A 24,844-nucleotide genomic window follows, 5' to 3' on the forward strand; every position below is an offset into this window, starting at 1 on the left:
ATGCTCGGCAGAGGCCTTACCGGCAACGTCCCAGCCGAGCATGGCTCGGCACTACAAATGAAGCCTTCCCGGCAATGCCCCAGCGCAGCATGGCTGCGCGTTACCGGTGCGGCAGCAACCATGCGGCCAACCTCGCCGCATCAAACGGCCATTCCAGCTCCCTGCCAGCCGCATCACGCAGCACCGGCACGCGCTGACCGTACTTTTCTTCCAGCACCTCATCGTCGTCAATGAACACACTGTCAAATTCCGGCGCACGCGCCTGCGCCAGCACCGCCAGCGCAAGGTCGCATAAATGGCAATCGTCACGCTGGTACAGAGTCAATCCCATCTGTGCACCTGTCTGCGGAATGCTGCGCTGCATACATGGCCTGCAGCAATGAACCCGTAGAATAGCGGCCATCTCATCGCAGTACGCAGAATCAGCATGTCCGTCAGCACGTTCGACCTGTTCAAGATCGGCATTGGCCCGAGTTCCTCACACACCGTGGGCCCGATGCGCGCGGCCGAGCGTTTCGTCCACCGCTGGCTGCTGGACCCCGGCCAACTGCAGAACACGGTACGCATCCGCGCCGAAGTGTTCGGTTCGCTGGCCCTGACCGGCCGTGGCCACGGCACCGACAAGGCCGTGCTGCTGGGCCTGGAAGGCAACCGCCCCAATGAGATCGACCCGGACATCATCCCGGCCACGCTGGAGCGCATCCGCAGCAGCAAGCGCATCAACCTGATGGGCCAGCGCGAGATCGCCTTCGACGAGAAGCGCGACCTGGCCATGAACAAGCGCCAGAAGCTGCCGTACCACACCAACGGCATGCGCTTCACCGCCTATGACGCCGATGACCAGATCATCGCCACCCGCGATTACTACTCGGTGGGCGGCGGTTTCGTGGTCAACGAGGACGATGCCGCCGATGACCGCATCGTGCCCGACCAGACGCCGATCCCCTACCCGTTCAAGAGTGGCGACGAGCTGCTGGCGCAGGCTGCGCGCAGCGGCCTGAGCATCGCCCAGATGATGTACGAGAACGAAAAGTGCTGGCGCAGCGAAGAAGAGATCCGCGCCGCCCTGCGCGAAATCTGGGACGCAATGCAGTCCTGCGTTACCCGCGGCATCCGTTCCGAAGGCACCCTGCCCGGCGGGCTGAATGTCAGCCGGCGCGCGCCCGCGCTGTACCGCGAACTGTCGTCGCGGCCGGAAGCGGCCATGCGCGACCCCTTGACCACATTGGATTGGGTCAACCTGTATGCCTTGGCGGTAAATGAAGAAAACGCCGCCGGTGGCCGCGTGGTCACCGCGCCCACCAACGGCGCGGCCGGCATCATTCCATCGGTACTGCATTACTACGATCGCTTCTGCCCCGGCAGCAACGAGCAGGGTGTATTCAATTTCCTGCTGACCGCTGCCGCCATTGGCATCCTGTACAAGGAAAACGCCTCGATCAGCGGTGCCGAAGTCGGTTGCCAGGGCGAAGTGGGCGTGGCCTGCTCGATGGCTGCCGGCGGCTTGATGGCCGCGCTGGGCGGCAACCCGGGGCAGATCGAAAACGCCGCCGAGATCGGCATGGAGCACAACCTCGGTCTGACCTGCGACCCGATCGGCGGGCTGGTGCAGATCCCCTGCATCGAGCGCAATGCAATGGGCGCGGTGAAGGCGATCAATGCCAGCCGCATGGCCATGCGCGGCGACGGCAAGCACAAGGTGTCGCTGGACAAGGTGATCAAGACCATGCGCGACACCGGCCGCGACATGCAGGACAAGTACAAGGAAACCAGCCGTGGCGGCCTTGCCGTCAACGTCATCGAGTGCTGATCCACAGCTAAACCGGCGCTGGCCCCGCTGGGGCTGGCGCCTGCTGATGGTTCTGATGGCATGGTTTGGCGCCGGCTGGCTTTGGGGCAGTTAGCTGGTCACCACGGCCGCCCACGCGCGGCAGCATCGGCCACATATTGCAAACGCTCGCACCGGTACACCAGAATCGCGCATCACAACGCAGCTTCAGGGGGAGGGGATGCACGACCAAAAGGACTCTGGCGAGCCGGCACCGGTACGACGCCCGCGCTCGGCCGCACGCACCGCAGCGCCCGGTGGCGGCATGGCAACCTTGATCAAACTCGGCCTGGCCGCGCTGGCATTGCTGGCGCTGGCCTACCACTTCGGCAATCGCAAGCCGGCACCCTCTGCTGAAGCTGCAACAGCCGCAACATCCGAATCGGCAACAACCGCACCGGCGGCAGCCGCGCCCAGCGGCGAAGCGCTGGTGATCCAGGGTGAGAAGTCCACCACGATGGCGGACATCCAGGACGCGCATATGTCGGTGCAGGACGGCGGCAGCGTATTGCGCATCGAGGGCAGTGTCGGCAGGAACTTCGCCACCGAGATGAAGGCCTTGCTCGATGCCAACCCGAGCGTACGGCGTATCGATATCACCAGCGGTGGTGGCTATGCCAATGCTGGCCTGGAAGCAGCCCGGCTGATCAACCGCAACAATCTCACCGTGCGGGTGCGCTCGCATTGCGCCAGCATGTGTGTGGCGCTGTGGGCGGCGGCTGGCAATCGGCAGCTGGAGGCAGATGCGGTAATCGGCCTGCACCAATGGAACCCGCAGTGTGATGCGCGCCCTGACGAGGCGGAGCGCAAGGAATGCCATTACGAGGTGCAGTTCGCCACCGAGCACACGTCCAGCTACAACGCCTGGCTGCGTGCGGCCGGCTTCAGCCAACATCTGCTCAGCCTGCAATCCAGGACGGCTTCGGAAGACATTGCCGTGGTGTTCGCCCCGCAATTGTGGGAGAACGGCGTGGACTTCACCGCCGTCGACAGCAACGGCGCACGCATGAGCCGCGAGGCGGTAATGCAGCAGCTGGCCGCCAAGGCCGCGCGCAGCTGACGGAGGAACACGATATCGGCGCTTCCGGCGCCGCTGACTGAACCAACCAGGCCAATCACGCACCACGCCGCGCGCAGCCAAGGCGCGCGGCGTTTGCTGCTCAGCGATTGACGATGTTCAGCACATCATCCAACAGCGCCGCGGCGGTCACTTCAGCGCCTGCACCCGGGCCTTGGATCAACAAGGGCTGGCTGTTGTAACGATCACTGTGGATCGCCACCCGATTATCGGTGCCGCTACCGCCCGCCAATGCGTGCCCCTGCGGCAGCGCGCGTAGACCGACGCTTGCACCCTGCGCATCTAGGCGGCCGACGAAACACAGCTTCAAGCCCTGCGACTGCGCCTGCTGCAGGTGCGCGGCCAGCGGCGCATCCAGCAGCGACAGCGCTGCGTCGACATCGGCAGCTTCCAGCGCCGCCAATGCCGCCGGCACCAGCGAGTCGACGCTGATCTGATCCGCTTCCAGCGGCACGCCCGCAGCGCGCGCGAGTATCAGCAGCTTGCGACGTACATCTTCGCCGGACAGGTCGATGCGCGGGTCCGGCTCGGTATAGCCGGCGGTAGCGGCTTCGCGTACACAGGCCGAGAACGGCTGGCTGCCATCGTATCGATCGAACAACCACGCCAATGAACCCGACAGCACGCCTTCGATCGCATGCACCTGGTCACCACCGGCGACCAGCGCACGGATGCTGCGCAACAACGGCAGACCGGCGCCCACCGTCGCAGCGTCACCATAGCGCGCCCCACCAGCGGCAGCGGCCGTGCCGATCTGCTGTGCACGTGCCAAGGCCGTGCCATTGCCCAGCTTGTTGGCGGTCACCACATGAATGCCCTGCGCCAACCACGGCGCATGATCGGCGGCGACCGCTTCGCTGGCGGTCGCATCGACCACGATATCGCCGGCACGCAGCCGCCCAACTTCCTGCCGGTGTATCGGCGCGTCGCCCTGCCGCTGCGCATTGCGTGCACGCGACAACGCCGCATCCGGCGCATCCTCGCAGGCCAGGGCGATGCGCGAGTTGGCCACCACCTGCAGCAAAGGCAGGCTCAGCTGGCGCTGTTGCAGCGCCTGATAACGCGCAACAAAGGCCGAGCCAACCGTACCGGTTCCCAACAACACCAGCCGCGCCTGCGGCTGTTCCACCGGACGCAGTACCGCGCTCATGCATCCACCGTTTTTTTACAGTTGCCAACGGCCTGCTGTGCATCGGCGATTACCTGTGCAGCTCGCGCCAGCCCGGCCTGCAGGTCGGCGACCAGATCCTCGCTGGATTCAATGCCCACCGAAACCCGCAGCAGGCACTCGCTGATACCGGCCGCCGCGCGCGCTTCCGGGGTCATCGCAGCATGGGTCATGGTCGCCGGGTGCGCGACCAGGCTTTCAACACCGCCCAGCGATTCGGCCAGGGTGAAATAGTGCAGGCCATCAAGGAAGGCGCGCACCGCCGCATACGGATCCTCACCCGGGCAATCTGCCAGTTCGAACGACAGCATCGCACCGAAGCCCTTCTGCTGGCGCGCCGCCACCGCGTGACCGGGGTGCGATTCCAGCCCCGGGTAGTACACCGTGGCCACTGCCTCGCTGGCGGCCAGCAGGTCAACCAGCGCGCGGGTATTTTCCTGGTGAACGCGCAGGCGCGCATCCAGCGTGCGCAGGCCACGCAGGGTCAGGAAGGCATCGAACGGCGAGCCGGTCAGGCCCAGCGCGTTGGCCCACCACACCAGTTGCTGGTGCACCTCGGCATCGCGTGCGATCACCGCGCCACCAACCACGTCGCTGTGGCCATTGACGTACTTGGTGGTGGAATGCAGCACCACATCCGCGCCGAAGGCGATCGGCGTCTGCAGTGCGGGTGACAGGAAGGTATTGTCCACCACCACCTTGGCGCCGGCCTTGTGCCCGGCATCGATGACGAAGCGCAGGTCGGTGACACGCAGCAGCGGATTGGACGGGGTTTCGATCAGCACCAGCTTGGGCGACTGCGCCAGCGCATCGGCCAGCGAGCGCGGATCGGTCAGGTCAGCGGTGATCAGCTCGAAGTGGCCCTTCTTTGCCAGGGCATTGAACAGGCGCCAGCTGCCGCCGTAGGCATCATGCGGCACCACCAGGCGCTCGCCCGGCTCCAGCAAGGCGTTCAGCACCAGGTTGATCGCGCCCATGCCGGTCGCAGTGATGACGCCGCCGGCGCCGCCTTCCAGCTCGGCCAGCGCTTCACCGAGCAGATCGCGGGTGGGATTGCCGCTGCGGGTGTAATCGTACTGGCGCTTGTTGCCGAAGCCGTCAAAGCTGAAGTTGGACGACAGCACGATCGGCGGCGTCACCGCACCGTAGGCGGTATCGCGGTCGATGCCTGCACGCACTGCCGCTGTGGCACGGCTGCAGGAGATATCGGAAGTGGGGGACAGGCTCATGCGGTTTCTCCGGGCAGGCGTAGGGCAGTGGCGAGGATCGCGTCGATGCGATCGGTTTCTTTCAGGAAGGCGTCATGACCGTAAGGCGAGCGCAGCACGCGCAGGCTGCCGCGCTGGCCCAGGCCTTCGACCAAGGCGACCAGATCCGACAGCGGCACCAGCCGGTCACCTTCAACCGCGACCACCAGGGTCGGCACGCTGACGGCAGCCGGATCAATCCGGTGCAGGTCGATGGATTCGGACAGGCGCAGGTAGGCGTCGACGCGGGTGCGCGCCACGTATTGGGCGCCGGCCGCGTCGAGGTAATCCTCGGCGGCGACACGCACACGGCCATTGACCACTTCCGGCGCGGCGTCGAAGCGTTCGCCGAATTCTTCCGGGGTGCGGTAGCTGAGCATGGCGAACTGACGCGCCAGCGCCAGACCATGGTTTTCGGCGCACTGCAGCTGGCCCAGTGCAACCGCGCGGCGCTGCAAGGCGCGCCACGCCGAGGCATACGGATGCGGACGATGTGCGCCGCTGACCGCGATCAGCTTGTGCAGGCGGCGTGGATGACGGATGGCCAACTGCAGGCCAACCAGCGCGCCGTAGGAATAGCCGACAAAACCGTGCAACTGCTCTATACGCAACGCGTCCAGCAGCGCAACGACAGCATCAGCCTGATCGGCAGTATCGATCGGCACGTCCAGCTCGCCATCAGCGCCAATGAAATCAAAACCAAGCAGGCGGCGGCGCGACGGATCCAGTGCACGACCAACGCCAATCAGACCTTCAGCCCAGCCTTTTTCGGCATAGCCGGCATTCGCGGCAAGGTGCCGATGCGCGGAAATACCACCAGCCACCAGCACCACCGGTGCGCCGGCCGCGCCAACCAATTCATAACGCAGGCGCAGCGCACGCTGCCCTGCGTGGCGCATGCGTAGCTGCAGCTCGATTTCACCACGCACGGCGGAAACACCATTATCGGCGCGATCAATGAAGGCAACGGGGGCGAACTGGACGGCGGTAGCGGTGGCGAAACTCATGGCGGTATCCGATAAGGAGCGGCCATCGAGCTTTCGCGGAGCTCGTGTTCGCCGTACGCGGGGTACGGAACGAACCATCTTTCGGCGGACACGGAGGTCACCGCAGGATTTGGCACCAAACGCAGCCGCTTGCGCGTCCGCTGGTTGCCCCGGCTTCAAAGGGCCTGTCCCTCTGCCGGTCTCGATGGTGACGCTACATTGCCAGCGCACTTTCCGCCTGTCAATCTCTTTATTCGCATAAAGAGATGAATAAGTTTCCAGAGCAACCAAACAGGCACAATCACGCCTGTCATCCCAACGACACCCGCACTGTGACCCGCATCATTTCCACCGTGTTGTTCATTGCCGTGTCCTGCGCCAACGTTGCGCAAGCTGCACCCGGTAGCCGCTGGCGCGACGCCTGGGGATTGGCTGCGACGACACCGGCAAATGCGGCGGCAAGCTCCGACGCCTTCGCCAGCCTGAAGTTGCAGCCACGCGCTGGCGGCCGCAGCGCCATCGTCAGCAACCTGCTGGCCGGGCCGCTGCAGGTCCGCCTGCAAGGCGACAGCCGCGCCCCGCCGGCTGCCGTGCTGAACGCTGGCGAGCAGCGCGAGCTGCTGTGGCTGGCCGATGAGGGCAAACCGTTGCGGCTGGTATTGGATGCCTTTCCCGGTGACCCGGCTGCGCGCCCGCAGGACCACCTTTATCGGGTGCCCCTGCAAAGCGCATCCGTCCAGGTCAGCCAGGCCTTTGCCGGCCACTACAGCCATAGCGACGCGCAGAACCTGTATGCGGTGGATTTCCCCTTGGCCGAAGGTACGCCGGTGCTGGCCGCACGCGCCGGCCGGGTAATGCAGGTGGTGGACAGCCGCGAACAAGGCAGTCTGCTGCGCATTCTGCATAGCGACGGCAGCATGGCCTTGTACGCGCACCTGCAGGCGGGCAGCGCCCACGTCCGCCCCGGCCAGACGGTGGAGAGCGGGCAAACCATTGCGCTGTCCGGCAACACTGGCCACAGCAGTGGTCCGCACCTGCATTTCGTGGTGCAGACCAATAGCGGGCTGGCGCTGCGTTCGATCCCGTTCCGCATGGGCAGCGCGCGCGGCGAGCTGAAGTTCCCGCGCCAAGCCCCTTGAACAAGCAGCGTCACAGGTAGTGCCGAGCCATGCTCGGCAGGGGCCTTACCGGGAAAACCCCGCCGGCCCCCTATTGTTTGTGGGAGCGGCGTCAGCCGCGTAGCTCGCTATCCATGAGCTTGAGCGCCCGGCCTCTGATTTCAGGATTGTCGGCTTCGCGGCTTACGCCGCTCCTACAAACTGCTGATGCATCGCCTGAAAGCCCTGCCGAGCATGGCTCGGCACTACCAGGGGGATTTGTGCATGAGGCCCCTGCCGAGCATGGCTCGGCACTACCGGCTGCCGGTCATCCCGGGTGGGCTGGCGGCAGGTATAATCGCCGGTTCATTCGTTTCTGATGCGCCCGGGCGGGCGCCCCTGCCATGTCCGAAGTCGCCTCCGAAGCCGCGCGCCGCCGCACCTTCGCCATCATTTCCCACCCTGACGCCGGCAAGACCACGCTGACCGAAAAGCTGTTGCTGTTCGGGGGCGCGATCCAGATGGCCGGCTCGGTCAAGGGCCGCAAGGCCGCGCGCCATGCCACCTCGGACTGGATGGCGCTGGAAAAGGAACGTGGCATCTCGGTCACTTCGTCGGTGATGCAGTTCCCGTACGAAGACAAGATCATCAACCTGCTCGATACCCCCGGCCACGCCGACTTCGGCGAGGACACCTACCGCGTGCTGACCGCGGTGGACTCGGCCTTGATGGTGATCGACGTGGCCAAGGGCGTGGAAGAACGCACCATCAAGCTGATGGAAGTCTGCCGCCTGCGCGACACCCCGATCATGACCTTCATCAACAAGCTCGACCGCGAGGGCAAGGACCCGATCGACCTGCTGGATGAAGTGGAAACCGTGCTCGGCATCCAGTGCGCGCCGGTCACCTGGCCGATCGGCATGGGCACGCGCCTGAAGGGCGTGGTGCACCTGCTGACCGGCGAAGTGCACCTGTACGAACAGGGCCGCAACTTCACCCGCCAGGATTCCACCATCTTCCCGTCGCTGGATTCACCCGGCCTGGCCGAGAAGATCGGCGAGAAGATGCTGGCCGACCTGCGCGACGAACTGGAACTGGTGCAGGGCGCCAGCCACCCGTTCGACGTGGAAGCCTACCTGGCCGGCAAGCAGACCCCGGTATTCTTCGGCTCGGGCGTGAACAACTTCGGCGTGCAGCCGCTGCTGGACTTCTTCGTTGAGCATGCGCCAGCGCCGCAGACCCGCGCTACCACCGGCCGCGACATCGCTCCGCAGGAAGAAAAGCTGACCGGCTTCGTGTTCAAGATCCAGGCCAACATGGACCCGCAGCACCGTGACCGCGTCGCTTTCATGCGCGTGTGCTCGGGCAAGTTCACCGCCGGCATGAAGACCTTCCACGTGCGCACCGGCAAGGACATGAAGCTGGCCAATGCGCTGACCTTCATGGCCAGCGACCGCGAGATCGCCGCCGAGGCGTGGCCGGGCGATGTGATCGGCATCCATAACCACGGCACCATCTCCATCGGTGACACCTTCACCGAAGGCGAAGCGATCACCTTCACCGGCATCCCCAACTTCGCCCCGGAACTGTTCCGCCGCGCGCGCCTGAAGGACCCGCTCAAGCTCAAGCAGCTGCAGAAGGGCCTGGCCCAGCTGTCCGAAGAAGGTGCCACCCAGTTCTTCCGCCCGCTGATGAGCAACGACCTGATCCTGGGCGCGGTGGGTGTGCTGCAGTTCGACGTAGCTGCCTACCGCCTGAAGGATGAGTACGGCGTGGAAGCGGTGTTCGAGCCGGTGTCGGTGATCACCGCACGCTGGGTGAGCTGCAGCAATGCCAAGAAGCTGGAAGAGTTCCGCGAGAAGAACGCCAGCAACCTCAGCATCGATGCCGCCGGCCACCTGGTGTACCTGGCACCGACCCGGGTCAACCTGCAGCTGGCCCAGGAACGCGCGCCGGATGTACGTTTCTCGGCAACCCGTGAAGCAGCGCACACGGTTTCGGTGGCCTAGGTTCGATGGCGGCGTGCACACGCCGCCATTCGGGGTGATGATAGCGGGCACCGGGCCTCCCCCCAGCCCGCGCCATCAACGCCCATGACTGCAACCGTTGCATCGATCCGCGAAGAAGTCGCCAGCGCCCTCACCCACGGTCTTGGCGCGGTCAGCGCACTGGCTGGCGGCGCTGTACTGATCACCCTTGCCGCGATCTACGGCGATGGCTGGCAACTGGCCAGCGCCATCGTCTTTGGTGTCGCGCTATTGCTGCTGTACACCGCCTCCACCCTGTACCACGCCATCCAGCACCCGGTGGCCAAGGGCCGGCTGAAGATATTCGACCACTGCGCGATCTACATCCTCATCGCCGGCACCTACACCCCATTCACCCTGATCGGCCTGCGCGGCCCCTGGGGCTGGGGAATGTTCATCGGGATCTGGGCACTTGCGCTGTTCGGCGTGGTGTTCAAGCTGTTCTACACCGGTCGTTTCAAGAAGCTTTCCACCGCGATCTATATCGCCATGGGCTGGCTGGTGATCGTGGCGATCAAACCCATGTGGGCCTCGATTGATGGCTGGACGCTGGGCTGGCTGTTTGGCGGTGGCGTTTTCTACACGCTGGGCACCGTGTTCTATCACCGTGAACAACTGCCCTACTCGCATGCGATCTGGCATCTGTTCGTGATCGCCGGCAGCGTCTGTCACTTCGTCTCGGTGACCGCGCAGATCCTGTAGGCGCACGGCTACGCCGCAACACTCTGGCAACGCGCCTTGCACATCGCGTCAATGCCCGCTTCGCGTGATGTAAACACGGGCCACGCCACAGTGGGGGCGTGAATACTTCCACGCCCCCGGCTACGCCAGCCGCGTCGCGCTGGCGACTGCAGCGCCCCGGCAAACGCGGCCAACGCTGGCTTATCACCGCTGCCGCGCTACTGACTGCCCTGATCGTGCTGATCCTGTTGTGGGATTGGAACTGGTTCAAGGCACCGCTGGAACGCGCGGTGCAGGCCCGTACCGGCCGCGCTCTGCATATAGGCAACCTGGATGTGGATCTTGGCCGCACCACCACCGTTCGTGGTGATGCCATCCGCTTCGCCAATGCCAGCTGGGCCACGCAACCCCAGATGGCCACCGCCGACCGCGTTGAATTGGATATCCGTATCTGGCCCCTGTTGCGCGGCAGCGTGCAGATTCCTGAGATCCGCCTGAGCAGACCCGACGTACTGCTGCAGACCGCACCGCGCAAGGGCGACCCCGGCAACTGGAATTTCCTTTCCGGCGGTGGCGGTAACCCTCCGCAGCTGCAACGTCTGCGCATCAACGATGGTCGGCTGCAGTTCCTTGATGAAATCGGCCGCACCCGCATCGATCTGGACGTGCGCAGCGGCAACCCCAAGCAGGCCGATGCCGCACCGCCGCTGCTCATCCAGGGCAAGGGGCGCTGGCGTGGCGCGGCTTTCACCCTGAAAGGCGGCACCGAATCGCCGCTGCAACTGAGCAACAGCGAGCACCCTTTCCGCATCCACCTCGATGCCCGCGCCGGCCCTACCCACGCCATTGCCAGTGGCAGCTTGACCAACCCCTTCCAGTTCCAGGTGTTCGACCTGCAGTTCCAGCTCAGCGGCCAGGACCTGGAAGACCTGTACCCGCTGATCGGTATCGCCATTCCTTCCTCGCCGCCTTACCGCCTGGATGGTCAGCTCAAGCGCGATCACGAACGCTGGCGCTACGAGAAGTTCACCGGCCGTGTCGGCGACAGCGACCTGGCCGGCGATGTGGAAATCGACGTCGCCGGCGAGCGCCCACGGCTGACCGCCAACCTGCTGTCCAAACGCCTGGATTTCGATGACCTTGCCGGCTTCATCGGCGCACCGCCAAAGACCGGCGGCAAGGAGTCGGCCAATGCCGAACAAAAGGCGCAGGCCGCCCAGCTCGCCGCCAAGCCAACGGTCTTGCCGGACAAGCCCTACAACCTGACCAAACTGCGCGCGATGGATGCCGATGTGCGCTGGAAAGCCCAGCACATCAACTCGCCCACGCTGCCCCTGGACGACATGGACGCCCACCTGCTGCTGGACAACGGCCTGCTGCGACTGGAACCGCTCAACTTCGGCGTGGCCGGTGGCGATATCCGCAGCACTGTCCGCATGGATGCACGGCGCCCGCAGATCAGTACCACGCTCACTGCCAGCCTGCGCCGGATCCAGCTGGGTCAGCTGTTCCCCAATGCCAAACTGGCCGAACAGGCATCGGGTGGCATCAGTGGCGACATCCGCCTCAGCGGCAATGGCAACTCCATCGCCGCGATGCTCGGCAGCAGCAACGGTGATGTCGCACTGGGCATGGGCCGCGGCCATATCGGCAACCTGCTGATGGAACTGGCCGGGCTGGACGTGGCCGAATCGCTGAAGTTCCTGTTCACCGGCGACAAACAGATTCCGCTGCGCTGTGCCTTCGGTGACTTCGGCGTGCGCAACGGCCTGATGCAGTCGCGGGCTTTGGCGTTCGACACCACCGACACACTGGTCGTCGGCGAAGGCAGCATCAGCCTCAAGCAGGAACAGTTGGACCTGCTGCTGCGCCCGCGCCCCAAGGATGTCAGCATCCTCGCCCTGCGCTCGCCGTTGCGCATTGGCGGCAGCTTCAAGGACCCCTCATTCCGCCCCGACTTCAAGGCCTTGGGCCTGCGTGGCGCGATCGCCCTGACCTTGGCCAGTATCGCCCCGCCCGCAGCCCTGCTGGCCACTATCGAAACCGGGCCGGGCAAGGATGCAGATTGTGGCGGGCGCTACGCCAGGTAGCGCCAGAGCACTCAGGTGCCGGTGATGTACTGCTGCAACTGGCCCAGTTCGCGGCGCTGCGCCTCGATCACCGACTTGACCAGGTCACCGATAGAGATCACGCCCACCACCTCATCGCCGTCCACCACCGGCAGATGGCGGATGCGGCGGTTGGTGACCAACTCCAGGCATTGTTCAACGGTCACCGTGGGGGCCACGGTCACCAGTTCGGCGGTCATGATTTCGCGTACCGGTGTACTTGCCGAGGAGCGGTCCATCAGCACGATCTTGCGCGCGTAATCACGCTCGGAAAGGATGCCCACCAAGCTGCGCCCCTCCATGACCAGTACAGCGCCGATGCCTTTCTCGGCCATCAGGCGGATTGCCTGCACCACCGCCACATCCGGCGGCACGGCGTGGATCTCAGGGGACTTGGCCCCAAGCAACTGTCGAACGGTCTGCATGGCGTTCTCCTGCGCTGGCGGATGGGGCAGATACTGCCACGTTCGCCGGCTGCCATGTATCCACCAGGTACAACGGCCGCTGCTTGGCTTCCATGTACAGGCGGCCCAGGTACTCGCCGATCAAGCCCAACGCGATCAGCTGCACCCCGCCCAGGAACAGGATCGCAGCCATCATCGTTGGCCAACCGGCAACCCGGTCGCCATACAGCGCCGCCTTGCCAATCACCCAGGCAGCGAAGCCAAACGCCCCGGCAGCGGTGAACAGGCCCAGATAGGTAGCCACCCGCAACGGCGCGGTGGAAAAGCTGGTAATGCCTTCCAGCGCGAAGTTCCACAGCTTCCAGAACCCGAACTTGCTGCTGCCCGCCAAGCGCGGCTCGCGCCGGTAAGGCAGCGCGATGCGCTTGTAACCCACCCAACCGAACAGGCCTTTCATGAAGCGGTGGCGCTCACGCAACTGGCGCAGGCCGGCCAATGCCCGCGGCGAGAGCAGGCGGAAATCACCGGTATCCGCTGGAATCGGCGTTTTCGACAGACGCCCCATCACCCGGTAAAAGCCCGCTGCCGTGAACCGCTTCAGCCAGCCATCGCCGCCGCGTTCCACGCGCGTGCCGTAGACATCGTCATAGCCCTGCTGCCACAACGCGACGAACTGCGGAATCAGCTCGGGCGGATCCTGGCCATCGGCATCCAGCAGGATCACCGCACCCTCTTCAATGAAGTCCAGGCCCGCCGTCAGCGCGATTTCCTTGCCGAAGTTGCGTGACAGCCGCAGCACCGAAACCCGTGGTTCCTGTGCCGCCAGCTGCTGCATCACCGACCAGGTCGCATCGGTACTGCCGTCATCCACATAAAGAATGCGGCCGTCTACGTCGGCAGCCAGGTCCTGCAGCTGCGCGCACAAGCGCGGATGCAGCATCGGCAGCACATCCTGCTCATTGAAGGCAGTGATCAGCAGGGTCAGGCGTTCAGGCTGGCTCATGCAGCAAGTCTACCCAGAGCGGCGTATTCAATTGGCATCGTCAACATAGTCCGCCCCACCCAGCTGGCGCGCCTGGCGCTGGATCCACGCCGCACGCCGTTGCACGTAAGGCCCCGGTTTGGCCGCGTTGTAGCGGCGCGGCGATGGCAGCACCGCCGCCAAGCGGGCGCTTTCGGCAGGGCTCAGGCGTGCAGCGTCCTTGCCCCAATAACTGCGCGATGCCGCCTGTACCCCATAAATGCCGTCACCGAACTCGGCGACATTGGCGTACATCTCGATGATCCGCTGCTTCGGCCACAGCGCCTCGATCAACACCGTGTACCAGACCTCCAGCCCCTTGCGCAGCCAACTGCGGCCCTGCCACAGGAACAGGTTCTTGGCGGTCTGCTGGCTGATGGTGCTGGCACCGCGCAGGCGTCCGCCGCGCTCGTTGTGCTTGCGCGCCTTTTCAATGGCCTGCAGATCAAAACCATTGTGCTCGGGGAAGCGCTGGTCCTCCGCCGCCACCAGCGATATCGGCACGCTGCGCGCCATATCCTCCAGATCGCACCATTGATAATGCAGGCGGAATTTCCAATCGCCCTGCGCCACAGCTTCCACCTGGCGGAACAGCATCACCGTGGAAAATGGCGGGTCGACAAAGCGCAGCACCAGCACCTGCACTACGCTGAACACCGCAAACACCACCGGCGCCCACAACAGGCGCCGCAGCCAACGCCGCCGGCGCGTGCCGCCCGCCCCCTGCTCCACCTTGAGCTCGGCCTGCTCCGCCCCCATTGATATCCACCTTGCAAGATTCTTTGTCCGGCGCATTATCCGGCACCGGCCCCACCTCGCGTAGATGCAGCCCCATGACCGACACCTCCGATCTTCTTGTCCGCTTCCTCCTGCCCGCCGCTGGCGTGCGCGGCGTCCATGTCCGGCTGGACCAGGCCTGGCGCGACATCCTCTCGCACGGCGATTACCCGGCCACCGCCGCGCGCCTGCTCGGCGAGGCCAGCGTGGCCTCGGCGCTGTTTACCGGGCACACCAAGGTCGACGGGCGCCTGTCCATTCAGCTTCGCAGCAGCACCGCCCTGCGTGCACTGTTCAGTGAATGCACCTCGGCTGGCACCCTGCGCGGCATCGTCCAGCTGAACGACGGCGAAGACGCCCCGGCGACGCTGGGCGCGCTGGGCGAGGACGCCCTGCTTGCCATCACCATTGAAAACCCCGGCCTGGACCCGCGCGAACCGCAGCGCTACCAGAGCCTGGTGGCGCTGACCGGCGACAGCCTGGACGACGCATTCGAGGACTATTTCCGTCATTCCGAGCAGTTGCCGACCCGCCTGCTGCTGGCCAGCGATGGGCAGCACGCCGCCGGCCTGCTGCTGCAGAAACTGCCGGGCGACGAAGGCGATGAAGACGGCTGGATCCGCGCCGGCGCCCTGTTTGACACCCTCGGCCGCGACGAACTGCTGGCGCTGCCAGGCGCCGAACTGCTGCACCGCCTGTTCCATGAAGAGAACCCGCAGCTGGTCGGCGACAAGCCGCTGCGCTTCGGCTGCTCCTGCTCCCGCGAGCGGGTCAGCGCCATGCTGCAGTCACTTGGCGAGGAAGAGGCCCGGGCCGCGGCCGAGCCCACCGGGCAGGTCGAAGTGCGCTGCGAGTTCTGTGGTCAGGAATATCACTTCCCATTAGCAGAATTCGGCGTATTGTTCAGTTCCACACCGGCCAACCAGCCCGCTCCCGAGCGGCTGCAATAACGGTCCAACGAGTTACGTTCTGGGGAGGGCGAAGACTTGTTAAGAAACCATAAACCGCATAGGATCGAGAACTCACGCGCCGGGAACTTCCTGGCGCAAACGGGGTCTTACTGAGTCCATGAACGCCTTATTGCGCCTACCGCTAGCCTTGATGATCGCCCTTGGGGTGGTTACGGGCGTGCATGCGCAAAGCAAGCCGCGTGCCATGGACAGCACCGTGTTGCCGGTATGGAACCGCGGTAGCGGCAAGGTCGAGGCTCTGCTTTATCTGGAACCCACCGGCACCCAGAACGTGGGTGCGCGTTGGAATCTCGGCCAAAGCTCACTGGATGCCGCCTTCGGCCTGTCCTCGGGCGACTCGCTTGGCCTGCTCTGCAACAGCAGCCGTGGCAGCAGCATTGGCGGCCTCGCCAGCCATTGCATGCTGGCCAGCCTGGGCGATGACGACGACAACAACAACGGCCGTCATATCTCGGCAACCACTGCATTCAACCGCCCAGGCGGGCGCGTCGGGGTAACGGCCGGTACCGGCCGCGACACACTCCCTGCGTGGCTGTCCGGTGGCAACAAAAGCGGCGCGGCGCGGGTTGAGCAGAATGACCTGACCGTGTTCGGGCAGAAGAACATCGGCCGCGAAGGCTTCGTCTCCATTGGCGGCACCTATGCCAAGGCAAGGCTTGTCCCCCTGACCGATGCGGCTCCGGCCGTGGTCGATCAATGGGACAGCAAAAGCCTGACCGTAGGCGGCGGCTACGGCGCCTTCAGCGCCAATGTCATCGGCCGCGTTGTCGACGCTCCGGGCCAGAGTGGCAAGTGGGAAGGCCTAGGCCTGGGCATCACCTGGCGCACGCCATGGAGCGGCCAGCTTACGGTAGGCGCGGAAAACGTGATCACCCGTGGCAAAAACCCGTTCTCACCGCGTAACGAAAGCAACGACGACGGGGCAATCCCGTACGTCCGTTACGAACAGGACCTGTAAGTCTCCCTGCACTGATCCACACAGCGCCCCGCCTGCCGGGGCGTTTTGCATTGCAGCATTTCCAGCGACCCAATCTCTGGCCCGTAAGCCCGAAACGCGCGCGTCCACGCGGAAACTCCCCGCCGCACCGCCGTTTCAGCCGGCCAAATCCCCCTGCAGGCTTTGCTGAATTGGAGTGAATCCCACAACTTCATTAACCAATCTTTAATTTATTTGCAGTCGCAAGTACTATCGGTCTCAAGCCCATGGTTTTGGATCCGCTTTTCGGACCCGCCAGCGGCCATCCCAGCTATACCAAGTCCACTTGGCAGAGAGAGAGAACCCAATGAAGTGCAAGACCACGAAACTGCGTGATGCAGTTATCATCGCGTTGGCTGCGAGTGCGATGCCGGCAGGCGCCGCTTTCGCCCAGGACAGCACCCAGACGCTGGACAAGATTGAAGTCACCGGTTCGCGCATCAAGCGCGCCGACGTGGAGACCTCGCAGCCGGTGTTCACCATGAGCCGCGAGCAGATCCAGGCCCAGGGCCAGACCTCGATCGGCGACATCATCCAGAACATCAGCACCAACGGTTCCAGCCTCAACAGCACCTATAACAACGGTGGCAACGGCGAAACCCGCGTCAACCTGCGTAACCTGGGCTCCAGCCGTACGCTGGTGCTGGTCAATGGTCGCCGTTGGGTTGGTGGTACCGGCCTGGGCGGCGCAGTCGATCTGAACACCATTCCGACCGCTGCAGTGGAGCGCATCGAAGTCCTGAAGGACGGCGCCTCGACCATCTACGGTTCGGACGCCATTGCCGGCGTGGTCAACATCATCCTGCGCCAGAACTTCGACGGCGCCGAAGCCAACGCCTACTTTGGTCAGTTCGACAAGGGCGACGGTTCGCGCGAGTCGTACGACTTCACCATCGGTTCCAGCGGCGATCGCTGGCACGCTACCGTTGGTGTTGGTTACGTCAAGGAAGAGGCCGTGTGGGCTGGCGACCGCGCCATCTCCGCGGTACCTGCCTTCAACTCGCTGCCGAATACCGGCAACAGCAGCACCACCCCGGATGGTCGTTTCGGTTACTACGCCCAGACCGGCGTCAACGCCGATGGCTCGCCGAAGTTTGAATCCACCCGGCCGAACGGCGCTGCAGGTTACTTCGTAACCGGCAACGGCGGCGCTACCTGGCGTCCGTACACTGGCGCCGACAGCTTCAACCACGCCCCGGGCAATCTGCTGGTCACCCCGCAGGAGCGTACCTCGCTGTTCGCCGATGCTGGCCTGTCGATCACCGACAACGTCCGCTTCAAGACCACGGTGACCTACAACGAGCGTCAGTCCGAGCAGATCCTGGCCGCAATGCCGATCGTGCTGGGCCGCGCCGCACCGGGCACCAATGGCGCCAACATCGTCATCAGCAAAGACAACATCTACAACGAAACCGGCCGCGACATCGACTACATCCAGTACCGTGCGATGGAGACCGGTGGTCGTATCTACAAGCAGAACGTGAAGACCTACGGGTTCAACGGCGCATTCGAAGGTGACTTCGAAGTCGGCACCCGCTTCTGGAACTGGGAAGCCGGTATGTTCTACGGCAAGAACGACCAGACCGACATCACCACCGGCTTCTTCAACATCTCCGCCCTGCGCAATGCGCTGGGCCCGTCGTTCATCGACACCGACGGTACCGCACGTTGCGGCGCTGCTGGCAATGCGATCGACGGCTGCGTGCCGATGAACATGCTCAGCGGCGCTGGCTCGCTCACCCCGGACATGATCAAGTACGCAGGCTTCACCGCGCACGACGTCTACGGTTACGAGCAGAAGACCTATTACGCCAACATCGGCGGCGAACTGTTCGATCTGCCGGGCGGCGCACTGGCCTTCTCGGCCGGCGTCGAACGCCGCGACGAGTCGGGCTTCGATGATCCGGATGGCCTGATCAACTCCGGCGACACCACCGGCAACTCGCGTACCGCCACTGCCGGCGGCTACAAGCTCGACGAAGCCTACCTGGAACTGGCTATCCCGCTGCTGTCCGGCGTGACCGGTGCCCAGCTGCTGGACTTCAGCGTGGCAACCCGCATCTCCGATTACAGCAACTTCGGTGACACGCTCAACAGCAAGTTCGGCTTCCGCTGGAAGCCGATCAACGACCTGATGGTGCGCGGTAACTGGTCGCAGGGCTTCCGTGCTCCGTCGATCAGCGAACTGTACTCCGGCGTCAGCGACACCTTCGAAGACGTTGCTGATCCGTGCGCCGGCATCATCGGCGAAGACCCGAACACCCCGCCGGCCAGCTGCGCGGGCGTGCCGGCGTACACCCAGTCCAACTCGCAGATCCGCACCACGGTGGGTGGCAACACCAAGCTGGGCCCAGAAACCTCGGTCTCCAAGACCCTGGGCTTCGTTTATAGCCCGAGCTTCGTGCAGGGCCTGGACATCGCACTCGACTGGTGGAACATCAAGGTCGAAGACGCCATCTACGCCCAGAACGCCCAGCAGATGCTGGACGCCTGCTACACGCAGGGCGTGAGCGATTTCTGCAACATGATCACCCGTGACACCACCGGCCAGATCTCCAACATGTTGGCCGTGCCGACCAACGTCGGCACCATGGAAGTGGAAGGCTGGGACTTCACCGTCGGCTACCGCCTGCCGGATACCCGTTTCGGCAGCTTCAACTTCGTCTGGGATAGCACCTACACCTCCAGCTACACCATCGAAGATCCGGTAACCGAAGGCTATAACCGCGTCGGCAACTACCTGAGCCGTGACAACTACTGGCGTGTCCGTTCCAACCTGCTGGTCGCCTGGCAGCTGGGTGACTTCGGTGCAACTGCCTCGGCCCGTTACTACTCCAGCCAGGTCGAAGACTGCACCGGCGCCAACTACACCGGTGGCAACTTCGCCCGCCTGTGTTCGGATCAGGATCACATCGGTCGTGGTGGCAAGGCTGACCCGCAGCGCCACATCCCGAGCGTGACCTACACCGACCTGAGCGGCTACTGGAAGACCCCGTGGAACGGTCAGATCACCGTCGGCGTGAACAATGCCTTCGATCGTGATCCGCCGAAGGCTTACACCACCTTCGCCAACTCGTTCGACCCGCAGTACGAAATCCCGGGCCGCTTCTTCTACATGCGCTACAACCAGAAGTTCTGATCGTAGCCAGGTAGTACCCGGAAACAGACCACGGCCCTTCGGGGCCGTGGTTTTTTCATTGGACGAAAAGCTCGCAAAAAGAAAGGCCACATCACTGTGGCCCTTTTCAATACCGCGCAGCGATCAACCAGCTCAACCGTTCGGAATCAACGTCTCGATCACATGCTCGACATAGGCTTCAAAATCCTCGCGCGCCTGCTTGGGCTGTTGCAGCTGCAATGACAACTGCAGAAAACCTACATACGCCGCATAGGCCAGACGTGCACGATGCCGTGCATCGGTGGAGCTGAGCCCGGCCTGGCGGAACGAGGCGATCAGGTATTCCATGCGACGCTGCGAGACACGGTCGATGACCGGCCGCACCATCGGGTTGTCCAGCGCTTTGAGCAATTCGCTGTAGATCACATGCGGGGTGACTTCGTGCGCCACCAGCTGGAATAGCGCGCGCAGCCGCGTGCGTGGGTCCGGCACCTCTTCCAGGCTGCCGAACACCTGCTGCTGTTCCACCACTTCCCAACGCTCCAAAGCCGCTTGCAGCAGCGCATCGCGTGAGGGGAAGTGCCAGTAAAAGCTGCCCTTGGTCACACCAAGACGGCGTGCCAGCGGTTCGACCGCGACCGCGCCAACGCCCTGCTCGGCGATCAAATCCAATGCTGCCTGCGCCCAGTCATCCGCGCTCAGACGGCTGTGCCGCGTACTGCGGGATTCGGTGCTGGAAACTGAAGAATCGTTCATGGGCAGATTTAACCATACGGCGGGGACTGGTTGCAGTATGTGGAGGACAAATGCACGGGCAAATTGGCAAATATTTGATCAGCTGGGCCGGCACTACCCGCCAGGGGCAGCGTTTCCATACCCATGGGTATTGACAGTCATTCAGGCCATTCCATACCATCAGGTATGGTTACGCCTATACCCTTGTCCGCTACGACTGAAGAAATCCGCCTTGAAGGCGCGCATGGCGCTGGCCTTGGGGCATCCCGTATCCCGGGGAAACAGCCCGGCATCCTGTTCGCCCACGGCTTCGGCCAGACCCGCGGCGCGTGGACCGCGACCGCCGAAGCGCTCAATGCCGCCGGCCATGCCACGCTCAGCTATGACGCGCGCGGCCATGGCGATTCGGACTGGAATACCAGTGATCTGCCCTACCACGGCGACCAGTTCACCGATGACCTGATCGTGGTCGCCGGCGAGCTGCCGCGCCCGCCGGTGCTGGTCGCCGCCTCGATGGGCGGCCTGTTCGGCTTGATGGCCGAAGCACGCTGGCCGGGCCTGTTCTCGGCGATGGTACTGGTCGATATCACCCCGCGCTGGGAAACCCGTGGCGTGGAGCGCATCCTTGCCTTCATGAGCGCGCATCCAGAAGGTTTCGCCTCGCTGGAAGAAGCGGCAGACAGCATTGCCGCCTACATGCCGCACCGTCCGCGCAAGAGCGAGGATTCGCTGCGTGCCCTGCTGCGCCCCGGCAAGGACGGACGCTGGAGCTGGCATTGGGATCCGCGCCTGGTCGACGAGCTGGCACGCGACAGCGAGCAGCACCAGGACGTGATCGCCGAGGCGGCGCGCAAGGTGCAATGCCCGCTGTTGCTGGTCAGTGGTGGCCGCAGTGATCTGGTCTCGCCGCAGACCGTTGAAGAATTCATGGCGCTGGTGCCGCACGCACAGCACGTCCATCTGCCTGACGCCACCCACATGGTGGCCGGCGATGACAACAATGCGTTTACCGCCGCCGTGTTGAACTACCTGGACGCCCTGCCTTCCGCAGCGTCCGCCCGAACCGAGCACGTTACCGGAGCACGACCATGAGCATCGTTGTACCTTTCCTGGCCCTGCTGCTTGCAGGTGCCTTTGTTGCCTACCACCGCATGCGCCTGGTGGTGTGGGCCGCGCTGAGCGTGGCCGCCCTGGCCATCTGCTGGTTTGCCGGCGTCAACCAGACCGCCGTCATCGTCGCAGCTGCCATCGTCGCGCTGATCTGCGTGCCGGTGCTGCTGCCGTTCCTGCGCAAGCCGCTGATCACCGCACCGTTCATGGGCGTGTTCCGCAAGGTATTGCCGCCGTTGTCCAAGACCGAACGTATCGCTCTGGAAACCGGCTCGGTCGGCTTTGAAGGCCAGCTGTTCACCGGGGACCCGGACTGGAACATCCTGCTCAACTATCCCAAGCCGCAGCTCACCGCCGAAGAACAGGCCTTCATGGATGGCCCGGTCGAAGAGCTGTGCAAGATGGTCAACGACTTCGAGATCACCCACGTCTACGCGGACCTGCCGCCGGACATGTGGGAGTTCATCAAGAAGAACAAGTTCTTCGGCATGATCATTCCGAAGGAATACGGCGGCCTGGGTTTCAGCGCGCTGGCCCACCACAAAGTGATCCAGAAGCTGGCCTCGGTTTCCAGCGTGGTCAGCTCCACCGTCGGCGTGCCCAACTCGCTCGGCCCGGGTGAACTGCTCAACCACTACGGCACGCAGGAGCAGAAGGATTACTACCTGCCGCGCCTGGCCATCGGCCAGGAAGTGCCGTGCTTCGGTCTGACCGGCCCGTTTGCCGGCTCCGATGCGACCTCGATTCCCGACTTCGGCATCGTCTGCAAGGGCATGTGGAAGGGCGAGGAAGTGCTGGGCCTGAAGCTGACCTTCGACAAGCGCTACATCACCCTGGCCCCGGTCGCGACGCTGATCGGCATGGCCTTCCGCATGTACGACCCGGATGGCCTGCTCGGCGATACCAAGGACATCGGCATCACTCTGGCACTGCTGCCGCGTGACACCGATGGCGTGGAGATCGGCCGCCGCCACTTCCCGCTGAACTCGACCTTCCAGAACGGCCCGATCCGCGGCAAGGACGTGTTCATCCCGATGAGCCAGCTGATCGGCGGCGCCGAAAAGCGTGGCCTGGGCTGGAACATGCTCAACGAGTGCTTGGCCGTGGGCCGCTCCATCACCCTGCCCTCCACCGCGTCGGGCGGTGCCAAGGCCGGCGCAGTGGTGACCGGCGCCTATGCACGCATCCGCAAGCAGTTCGGCCTGTCGGTCGGCCGCTTCGAAGGCGTGGAAGAAGCGTTGGCCCGCATCGGCGGCAAGGCGTACAAGATCAGCGCGTTGTCGCAGGCAACCGCAGCTGCGGTGGACCGTGGCGACGTGCCGTCGGTGCCGTCGGCGATTGCCAAGTACCACTGCACCAACATGAGCCGCGAAGTCATTTCCGATGTGATGGATGTGATCGGCGGCAAGGGCATCATCCTGGGGCCGCGCAACTTCGCCGGCCGCAGCTGGCAGGCCGCGCCGATCGCCATCACGGTGGAAGGCGCCAACATCATGACCCGCTCGCTGCTGATCTTCGGCCAGGGCGCCATCCTCTGCCACCCGTGGGTGCTGAAGGAAATGAAGGCCGCACAGGACGAAGACCGCAAGGCCGGCCTGCGTGAGTTCGACCAGGCGCTGTTCGGCCATGTGCGTTTCGGCATCTCCAATGCCGTGCGTTCGCTGTGGTTCGGCCTGACCGGTGCACGTTTCGGCGCCGCCCCGGGCGACGCCTACACCCGCCGTTACTTCCGCAAGCTGGACCGTTACTCGGCCAACCTGGCACTGATGGCCGACATCTCGATGATGACGCTCGGTGGCAAGCTCAAGTTCAAGGAATCGCTGTCCGGTCGTCTGGGTGATGTGCTCAGCCACATCTACATGACCAGCGCCATGCTCAAGCGTTACCACGACGAAGGCGCACCGACCGCTGACCAGCCACTGCTGGCCTGGGCCTTCCACGACAGCGTGCACAAGATCGAGGAGTCCTTGTCGGCTGCACTGCGCAACTTCCCGATCCGTCCGATCGGCTGGCTGATGTGGGCACTGATCTTCCCGTTCGGCCGTCGCGCCGAGGCACCGGGCGATCGCCTGAGCCGCCGCGTTGCGGCAACGCTGATGGCACCGGGTGAAGCGCGCGACCGTCTGGCCCAGGGCGTGTTCCTCACCCCGTGCGAGAACAACCCGGGCGGCCGCATCAACAGCTACCTGTCCAAGGCGATCATGGCCGAGCCGGTGGAGCGCAAGTTCATCAAGGCACTGAAGACCAAGGGCATCGAAGCGCTGACCTTCGCCAGCCAGCTGGACGAGGCCGTGGCCGAAGGCGTGATCACCCAGGACGAGCGCAAGCTGCTGGAAGAGCTGCGCGAGCTGACCATGGACACCATCACCGTGGACGATTTCGAACCGCATGAACTGCGTTCGGCCGGCTACTACGACCTGCCGGGCAAGCAGCGCCCGCAGCCGCAGCAGGCCGCGTAAACCAAGCCACATGCGAAACCGACGGCGGGCCTTGTGCCCGCCGTTTTTCTTTCAGGAACCAACGCCATGACCGCTCCGCTGCTTTCGCTGTACCGCCGCTTCATCCGTTGGCCTGCCGGCAACTGGTTGTTCTCGCGCGCGGTGTGTTTCAAGGCGCCCTACTTTGCCAGCATCTCGCCGCTGATCACCGTGCTGGAACCAGGCCGCTGCGAAGGCGTGATCCGCCAGCGCCGCCGCATCAGCAACCACATCGGCACCGTGCATGCGATTGCCATGTGCAACCTGGCCGAGCTGGTCGGCGGGGTGATGGTCGATGCCAGCCTGCCGGCCGACATGCGCTGGATCCCCAAGGGCATGGAAGTGAAGTACCAGGCCAAGGCGCTGGGTGTGTTGAAAGCGGTGGCAACCCCCCAGCAGCCCATCGTCAGCACCGACCACGGCTATGACCTGCCGGTGCAGGTCAGCGTCACCGATGCCGCCGGTACCGAGGTATTCCAGGCCATCATCGCGATGTGGGTGTCACCACGCCCCACCCGCAACGGGGCCTAGCGCATGCAGACCTCCGAATGGATGCTGCGCCTTGACGGCCTGCACTGCCTGGGCTTTGCCCTGTTCCACCTTGCCTTCTGGCGTTTGTTCGGCTGGAAACACGAGCTGGCAAAGCTCAGCACCGCCAACCGCGCGATCATGCAGATACTCAATCTGCGCCTTGTCTATGTGTTTCTTGGGATGGGCGCGCTGTCGTTGGCCTTCAGCGACGAACTGCTCGATACCCGGTTGGGGCACGTGATACTGGCTTTCATGGCCTTGTTCTGGCTGGGCCGCAGCATCGAGCAACTCGTTTTCCTGCGCATCAATGATTGGCGCGTGCACCTGCTGACCGCTCTGTTCGTGCTGGGCGCAGTGCTGTATGCAGTGCCGTTGTGGCAGGGATTCTCGCTCTACATCAGCCGCTGACCCCAATGCCCCGTAGTGGCGGGCCCAGAGGCGCCCAACCCGAGATATCAACGTAATGCCCATGGCGAGCCGGGGGGGGCGCCACCCGGGAGCAAA

General features: G+C 64.3%; 21 protein-coding genes and 1 riboswitch. Of the genes, 13 read left to right on the top strand and 8 right to left on the bottom strand.

Annotation, left to right across the window (positions count from 1 at the left end):
- Positions 1-100: 100 nt before the first annotated feature.
- Entirely contained in the window at positions 101-331 is a 231-nt protein-coding gene (locus ACVOKO_RS17545; protein WP_346500329.1) for a glutaredoxin family protein, read from the bottom strand.
- 96 nt (positions 332-427) lie between these two features.
- Between ACVOKO_RS17545 and ACVOKO_RS17550 the strand changes: the two genes are divergently transcribed.
- Together ACVOKO_RS17550 and ACVOKO_RS17555 are read left to right on the top strand one after the other, a co-directional pair.
- Complete coding sequence (locus ACVOKO_RS17550; protein ID WP_346500331.1) at positions 428-1,810, top strand: L-serine ammonia-lyase; 1,383 nt, start codon at positions 428-430, stop codon at positions 1,808-1,810.
- A gap of 199 nt (positions 1,811-2,009) precedes the next feature.
- A complete protein-coding gene (locus tag ACVOKO_RS17555) occupies positions 2,010-2,888 on the top strand; it encodes a hypothetical protein (RefSeq protein ID WP_346500333.1) in 879 nt (292 codons plus the stop codon).
- Positions 2,889-2,988: 100 nt separating this feature from the next.
- Here the strand turns inward: ACVOKO_RS17555 and ACVOKO_RS17560 are convergent, their stop codons facing one another.
- The 3 genes from ACVOKO_RS17560 to metX are packed head-to-tail and all read right to left on the bottom strand — an operon-like array spanning position 2,989 to position 6,328.
- Positions 2,989-4,056, bottom strand: coding sequence for a homoserine dehydrogenase family protein (locus ACVOKO_RS17560; protein ID WP_346500336.1), 1,068 nt, complete (start codon positions 4,054-4,056; stop codon positions 2,989-2,991).
- Complete coding sequence (locus ACVOKO_RS17565; RefSeq protein WP_346500338.1) at positions 4,053-5,303, bottom strand: O-succinylhomoserine (thiol)-lyase; 1,251 nt, start codon at positions 5,301-5,303, stop codon at positions 4,053-4,055. The genes ACVOKO_RS17560 and ACVOKO_RS17565 overlap by 4 nt, the downstream gene beginning before the upstream one ends.
- Positions 5,300-6,328, bottom strand: coding sequence for a homoserine O-succinyltransferase MetX (metX, locus tag ACVOKO_RS17570; RefSeq protein ID WP_346500340.1), 1,029 nt, complete (start codon positions 6,326-6,328; stop codon positions 5,300-5,302). The genes ACVOKO_RS17565 and metX overlap by 4 nt, the downstream gene beginning before the upstream one ends.
- 71 nt (positions 6,329-6,399) lie before the next feature.
- Positions 6,400-6,519: riboswitch (SAM riboswitch) on the bottom strand.
- 54 nt (positions 6,520-6,573) lie between these two features.
- Here metX and ACVOKO_RS17575 point away from each other — a divergent pair.
- From ACVOKO_RS17575 to ACVOKO_RS17590, 4 genes are all read left to right on the top strand, one after another.
- Positions 6,574-7,446: a M23 family metallopeptidase gene (locus ACVOKO_RS17575; protein ID WP_346500342.1), complete on the top strand. Its 873-nt coding sequence runs from the start codon at positions 6,574-6,576 to the stop codon at positions 7,444-7,446.
- A gap of 362 nt (positions 7,447-7,808) precedes the next feature.
- Positions 7,809-9,413 (top strand): peptide chain release factor 3, encoded by a 1,605-nt coding sequence (locus tag ACVOKO_RS17580; protein WP_346500344.1) that lies wholly within the window; start codon positions 7,809-7,811, stop codon positions 9,411-9,413.
- Positions 9,414-9,497: 84 nt separating this feature from the next.
- Entirely contained in the window at positions 9,498-10,133 is a 636-nt protein-coding gene (gene trhA, locus ACVOKO_RS17585) for a PAQR family membrane homeostasis protein TrhA (RefSeq protein WP_346500346.1), read from the top strand.
- A 182-nt stretch (positions 10,134-10,315) separates the two neighbouring features.
- Positions 10,316-12,202, top strand: a complete 1,887-nt coding sequence (locus ACVOKO_RS17590; protein ID WP_346500370.1) for an AsmA family protein — start codon at positions 10,316-10,318, stop codon at positions 12,200-12,202.
- 11 nt (positions 12,203-12,213) lie between these two features.
- Here ACVOKO_RS17590 and ACVOKO_RS17595 read toward each other — a convergent pair whose 3' ends face one another.
- Genes ACVOKO_RS17595 through mtgA form a run of 3 tightly spaced genes read right to left on the bottom strand, consistent with a single transcriptional unit; the run spans position 12,214 to position 14,404 of the window.
- Positions 12,214-12,645, bottom strand: a complete 432-nt coding sequence (locus ACVOKO_RS17595; RefSeq protein WP_346500348.1) for a CBS domain-containing protein — start codon at positions 12,643-12,645, stop codon at positions 12,214-12,216.
- Positions 12,605-13,627 (bottom strand): glycosyltransferase family 2 protein, encoded by a 1,023-nt coding sequence (locus ACVOKO_RS17600; protein ID WP_346500350.1) that lies wholly within the window; start codon positions 13,625-13,627, stop codon positions 12,605-12,607. The genes ACVOKO_RS17595 and ACVOKO_RS17600 overlap by 41 nt, the downstream gene beginning before the upstream one ends.
- Positions 13,628-13,654: 27 nt before the next feature.
- Positions 13,655-14,404, bottom strand: coding sequence for a monofunctional biosynthetic peptidoglycan transglycosylase (gene mtgA, locus ACVOKO_RS17605; protein WP_346500352.1), 750 nt, complete (start codon positions 14,402-14,404; stop codon positions 13,655-13,657).
- Positions 14,405-14,478: 74 nt separating this feature from the next.
- On the opposite strand from mtgA, the gene hslO reads away from it, so the two are divergent.
- From hslO to ACVOKO_RS17620, 3 genes are all read left to right on the top strand, one after another.
- Complete coding sequence (gene hslO, locus ACVOKO_RS17610; RefSeq protein ID WP_346500354.1) at positions 14,479-15,372, top strand: Hsp33 family molecular chaperone HslO; 894 nt, start codon at positions 14,479-14,481, stop codon at positions 15,370-15,372.
- 151 nt (positions 15,373-15,523) lie between these two features.
- Complete coding sequence (locus tag ACVOKO_RS17615) at positions 15,524-16,351, top strand: XOO1806 family protein (protein ID WP_346500372.1); 828 nt, start codon at positions 15,524-15,526, stop codon at positions 16,349-16,351.
- A 325-nt stretch (positions 16,352-16,676) separates the two neighbouring features.
- Positions 16,677-19,508, top strand: coding sequence for a TonB-dependent receptor domain-containing protein (locus ACVOKO_RS17620; protein ID WP_346500357.1), 2,832 nt, complete (start codon positions 16,677-16,679; stop codon positions 19,506-19,508).
- 132 nt (positions 19,509-19,640) lie between these two features.
- Here ACVOKO_RS17620 and ACVOKO_RS17625 read toward each other — a convergent pair whose 3' ends face one another.
- Positions 19,641-20,243: a TetR/AcrR family transcriptional regulator gene (locus tag ACVOKO_RS17625; RefSeq protein ID WP_346500359.1), complete on the bottom strand. Its 603-nt coding sequence runs from the start codon at positions 20,241-20,243 to the stop codon at positions 19,641-19,643.
- A 165-nt stretch (positions 20,244-20,408) separates the two neighbouring features.
- Between ACVOKO_RS17625 and ACVOKO_RS17630 the strand changes: the two genes are divergently transcribed.
- The 4 genes from ACVOKO_RS17630 to ACVOKO_RS17645 all read left to right on the top strand — a co-directional run bounded on the left by ACVOKO_RS17630 (position 20,409) and on the right by ACVOKO_RS17645 (position 24,748).
- Positions 20,409-21,314, top strand: coding sequence for an alpha/beta fold hydrolase (locus ACVOKO_RS17630; protein ID WP_346500361.1), 906 nt, complete (start codon positions 20,409-20,411; stop codon positions 21,312-21,314).
- Entirely contained in the window at positions 21,311-23,791 is a 2,481-nt protein-coding gene (locus ACVOKO_RS17635; protein WP_346500363.1) for an acyl-CoA dehydrogenase, read from the top strand. The genes ACVOKO_RS17630 and ACVOKO_RS17635 overlap by 4 nt, the downstream gene beginning before the upstream one ends.
- Before the next feature lie 66 nt (positions 23,792-23,857).
- Positions 23,858-24,340, top strand: coding sequence for a hotdog fold domain-containing protein (locus ACVOKO_RS17640; RefSeq protein ID WP_346500365.1), 483 nt, complete (start codon positions 23,858-23,860; stop codon positions 24,338-24,340).
- A gap of 3 nt (positions 24,341-24,343) precedes the next feature.
- Positions 24,344-24,748: a hypothetical protein gene (locus tag ACVOKO_RS17645; protein ID WP_346500368.1), complete on the top strand. Its 405-nt coding sequence runs from the start codon at positions 24,344-24,346 to the stop codon at positions 24,746-24,748.
- Positions 24,749-24,844 lie beyond the last annotated feature (96 nt).

It is taken from the genome of Stenotrophomonas sp. STEN240, from assembly GCF_056756175.1.

Coding starts and splice junctions, on each gene's coding strand:
- ACVOKO_RS17545 (WP_346500329.1), bottom strand. CDS start 331: ATGGGATTGACTCTGTACCAGCGTGACGATTGCCATTTATGCGACCTT.
- ACVOKO_RS17550 (WP_346500331.1), top strand. CDS start 428: ATGTCCGTCAGCACGTTCGACCTGTTCAAGATCGGCATTGGCCCGAGT.
- ACVOKO_RS17555 (WP_346500333.1), top strand. CDS start 2,010: ATGCACGACCAAAAGGACTCTGGCGAGCCGGCACCGGTACGACGCCCG.
- ACVOKO_RS17560 (WP_346500336.1), bottom strand. CDS start 4,056: ATGAGCGCGGTACTGCGTCCGGTGGAACAGCCGCAGGCGCGGCTGGTG.
- ACVOKO_RS17565 (WP_346500338.1), bottom strand. CDS start 5,303: ATGAGCCTGTCCCCCACTTCCGATATCTCCTGCAGCCGTGCCACAGCG.
- metX (WP_346500340.1), bottom strand. CDS start 6,328: ATGAGTTTCGCCACCGCTACCGCCGTCCAGTTCGCCCCCGTTGCCTTC.
- ACVOKO_RS17575 (WP_346500342.1), top strand. CDS start 6,574: ATGAATAAGTTTCCAGAGCAACCAAACAGGCACAATCACGCCTGTCAT.
- ACVOKO_RS17580 (WP_346500344.1), top strand. CDS start 7,809: ATGTCCGAAGTCGCCTCCGAAGCCGCGCGCCGCCGCACCTTCGCCATC.
- trhA (WP_346500346.1), top strand. CDS start 9,498: ATGACTGCAACCGTTGCATCGATCCGCGAAGAAGTCGCCAGCGCCCTC.
- ACVOKO_RS17595 (WP_346500348.1), bottom strand. CDS start 12,645: ATGCAGACCGTTCGACAGTTGCTTGGGGCCAAGTCCCCTGAGATCCAC.
- ACVOKO_RS17600 (WP_346500350.1), bottom strand. CDS start 13,627: ATGAGCCAGCCTGAACGCCTGACCCTGCTGATCACTGCCTTCAATGAG.
- mtgA (WP_346500352.1), bottom strand. CDS start 14,404: ATGGGGGCGGAGCAGGCCGAGCTCAAGGTGGAGCAGGGGGCGGGCGGC.
- hslO (WP_346500354.1), top strand. CDS start 14,479: ATGACCGACACCTCCGATCTTCTTGTCCGCTTCCTCCTGCCCGCCGCT.
- ACVOKO_RS17615 (WP_346500372.1), top strand. CDS start 15,524: ATGATCGCCCTTGGGGTGGTTACGGGCGTGCATGCGCAAAGCAAGCCG.
- ACVOKO_RS17620 (WP_346500357.1), top strand. CDS start 16,677: ATGAAGTGCAAGACCACGAAACTGCGTGATGCAGTTATCATCGCGTTG.
- ACVOKO_RS17625 (WP_346500359.1), bottom strand. CDS start 20,243: ATGAACGATTCTTCAGTTTCCAGCACCGAATCCCGCAGTACGCGGCAC.
- ACVOKO_RS17630 (WP_346500361.1), top strand. CDS start 20,409: ATGGTTACGCCTATACCCTTGTCCGCTACGACTGAAGAAATCCGCCTT.
- ACVOKO_RS17635 (WP_346500363.1), top strand. CDS start 21,311: ATGAGCATCGTTGTACCTTTCCTGGCCCTGCTGCTTGCAGGTGCCTTT.
- ACVOKO_RS17640 (WP_346500365.1), top strand. CDS start 23,858: ATGACCGCTCCGCTGCTTTCGCTGTACCGCCGCTTCATCCGTTGGCCT.
- ACVOKO_RS17645 (WP_346500368.1), top strand. CDS start 24,344: ATGCAGACCTCCGAATGGATGCTGCGCCTTGACGGCCTGCACTGCCTG.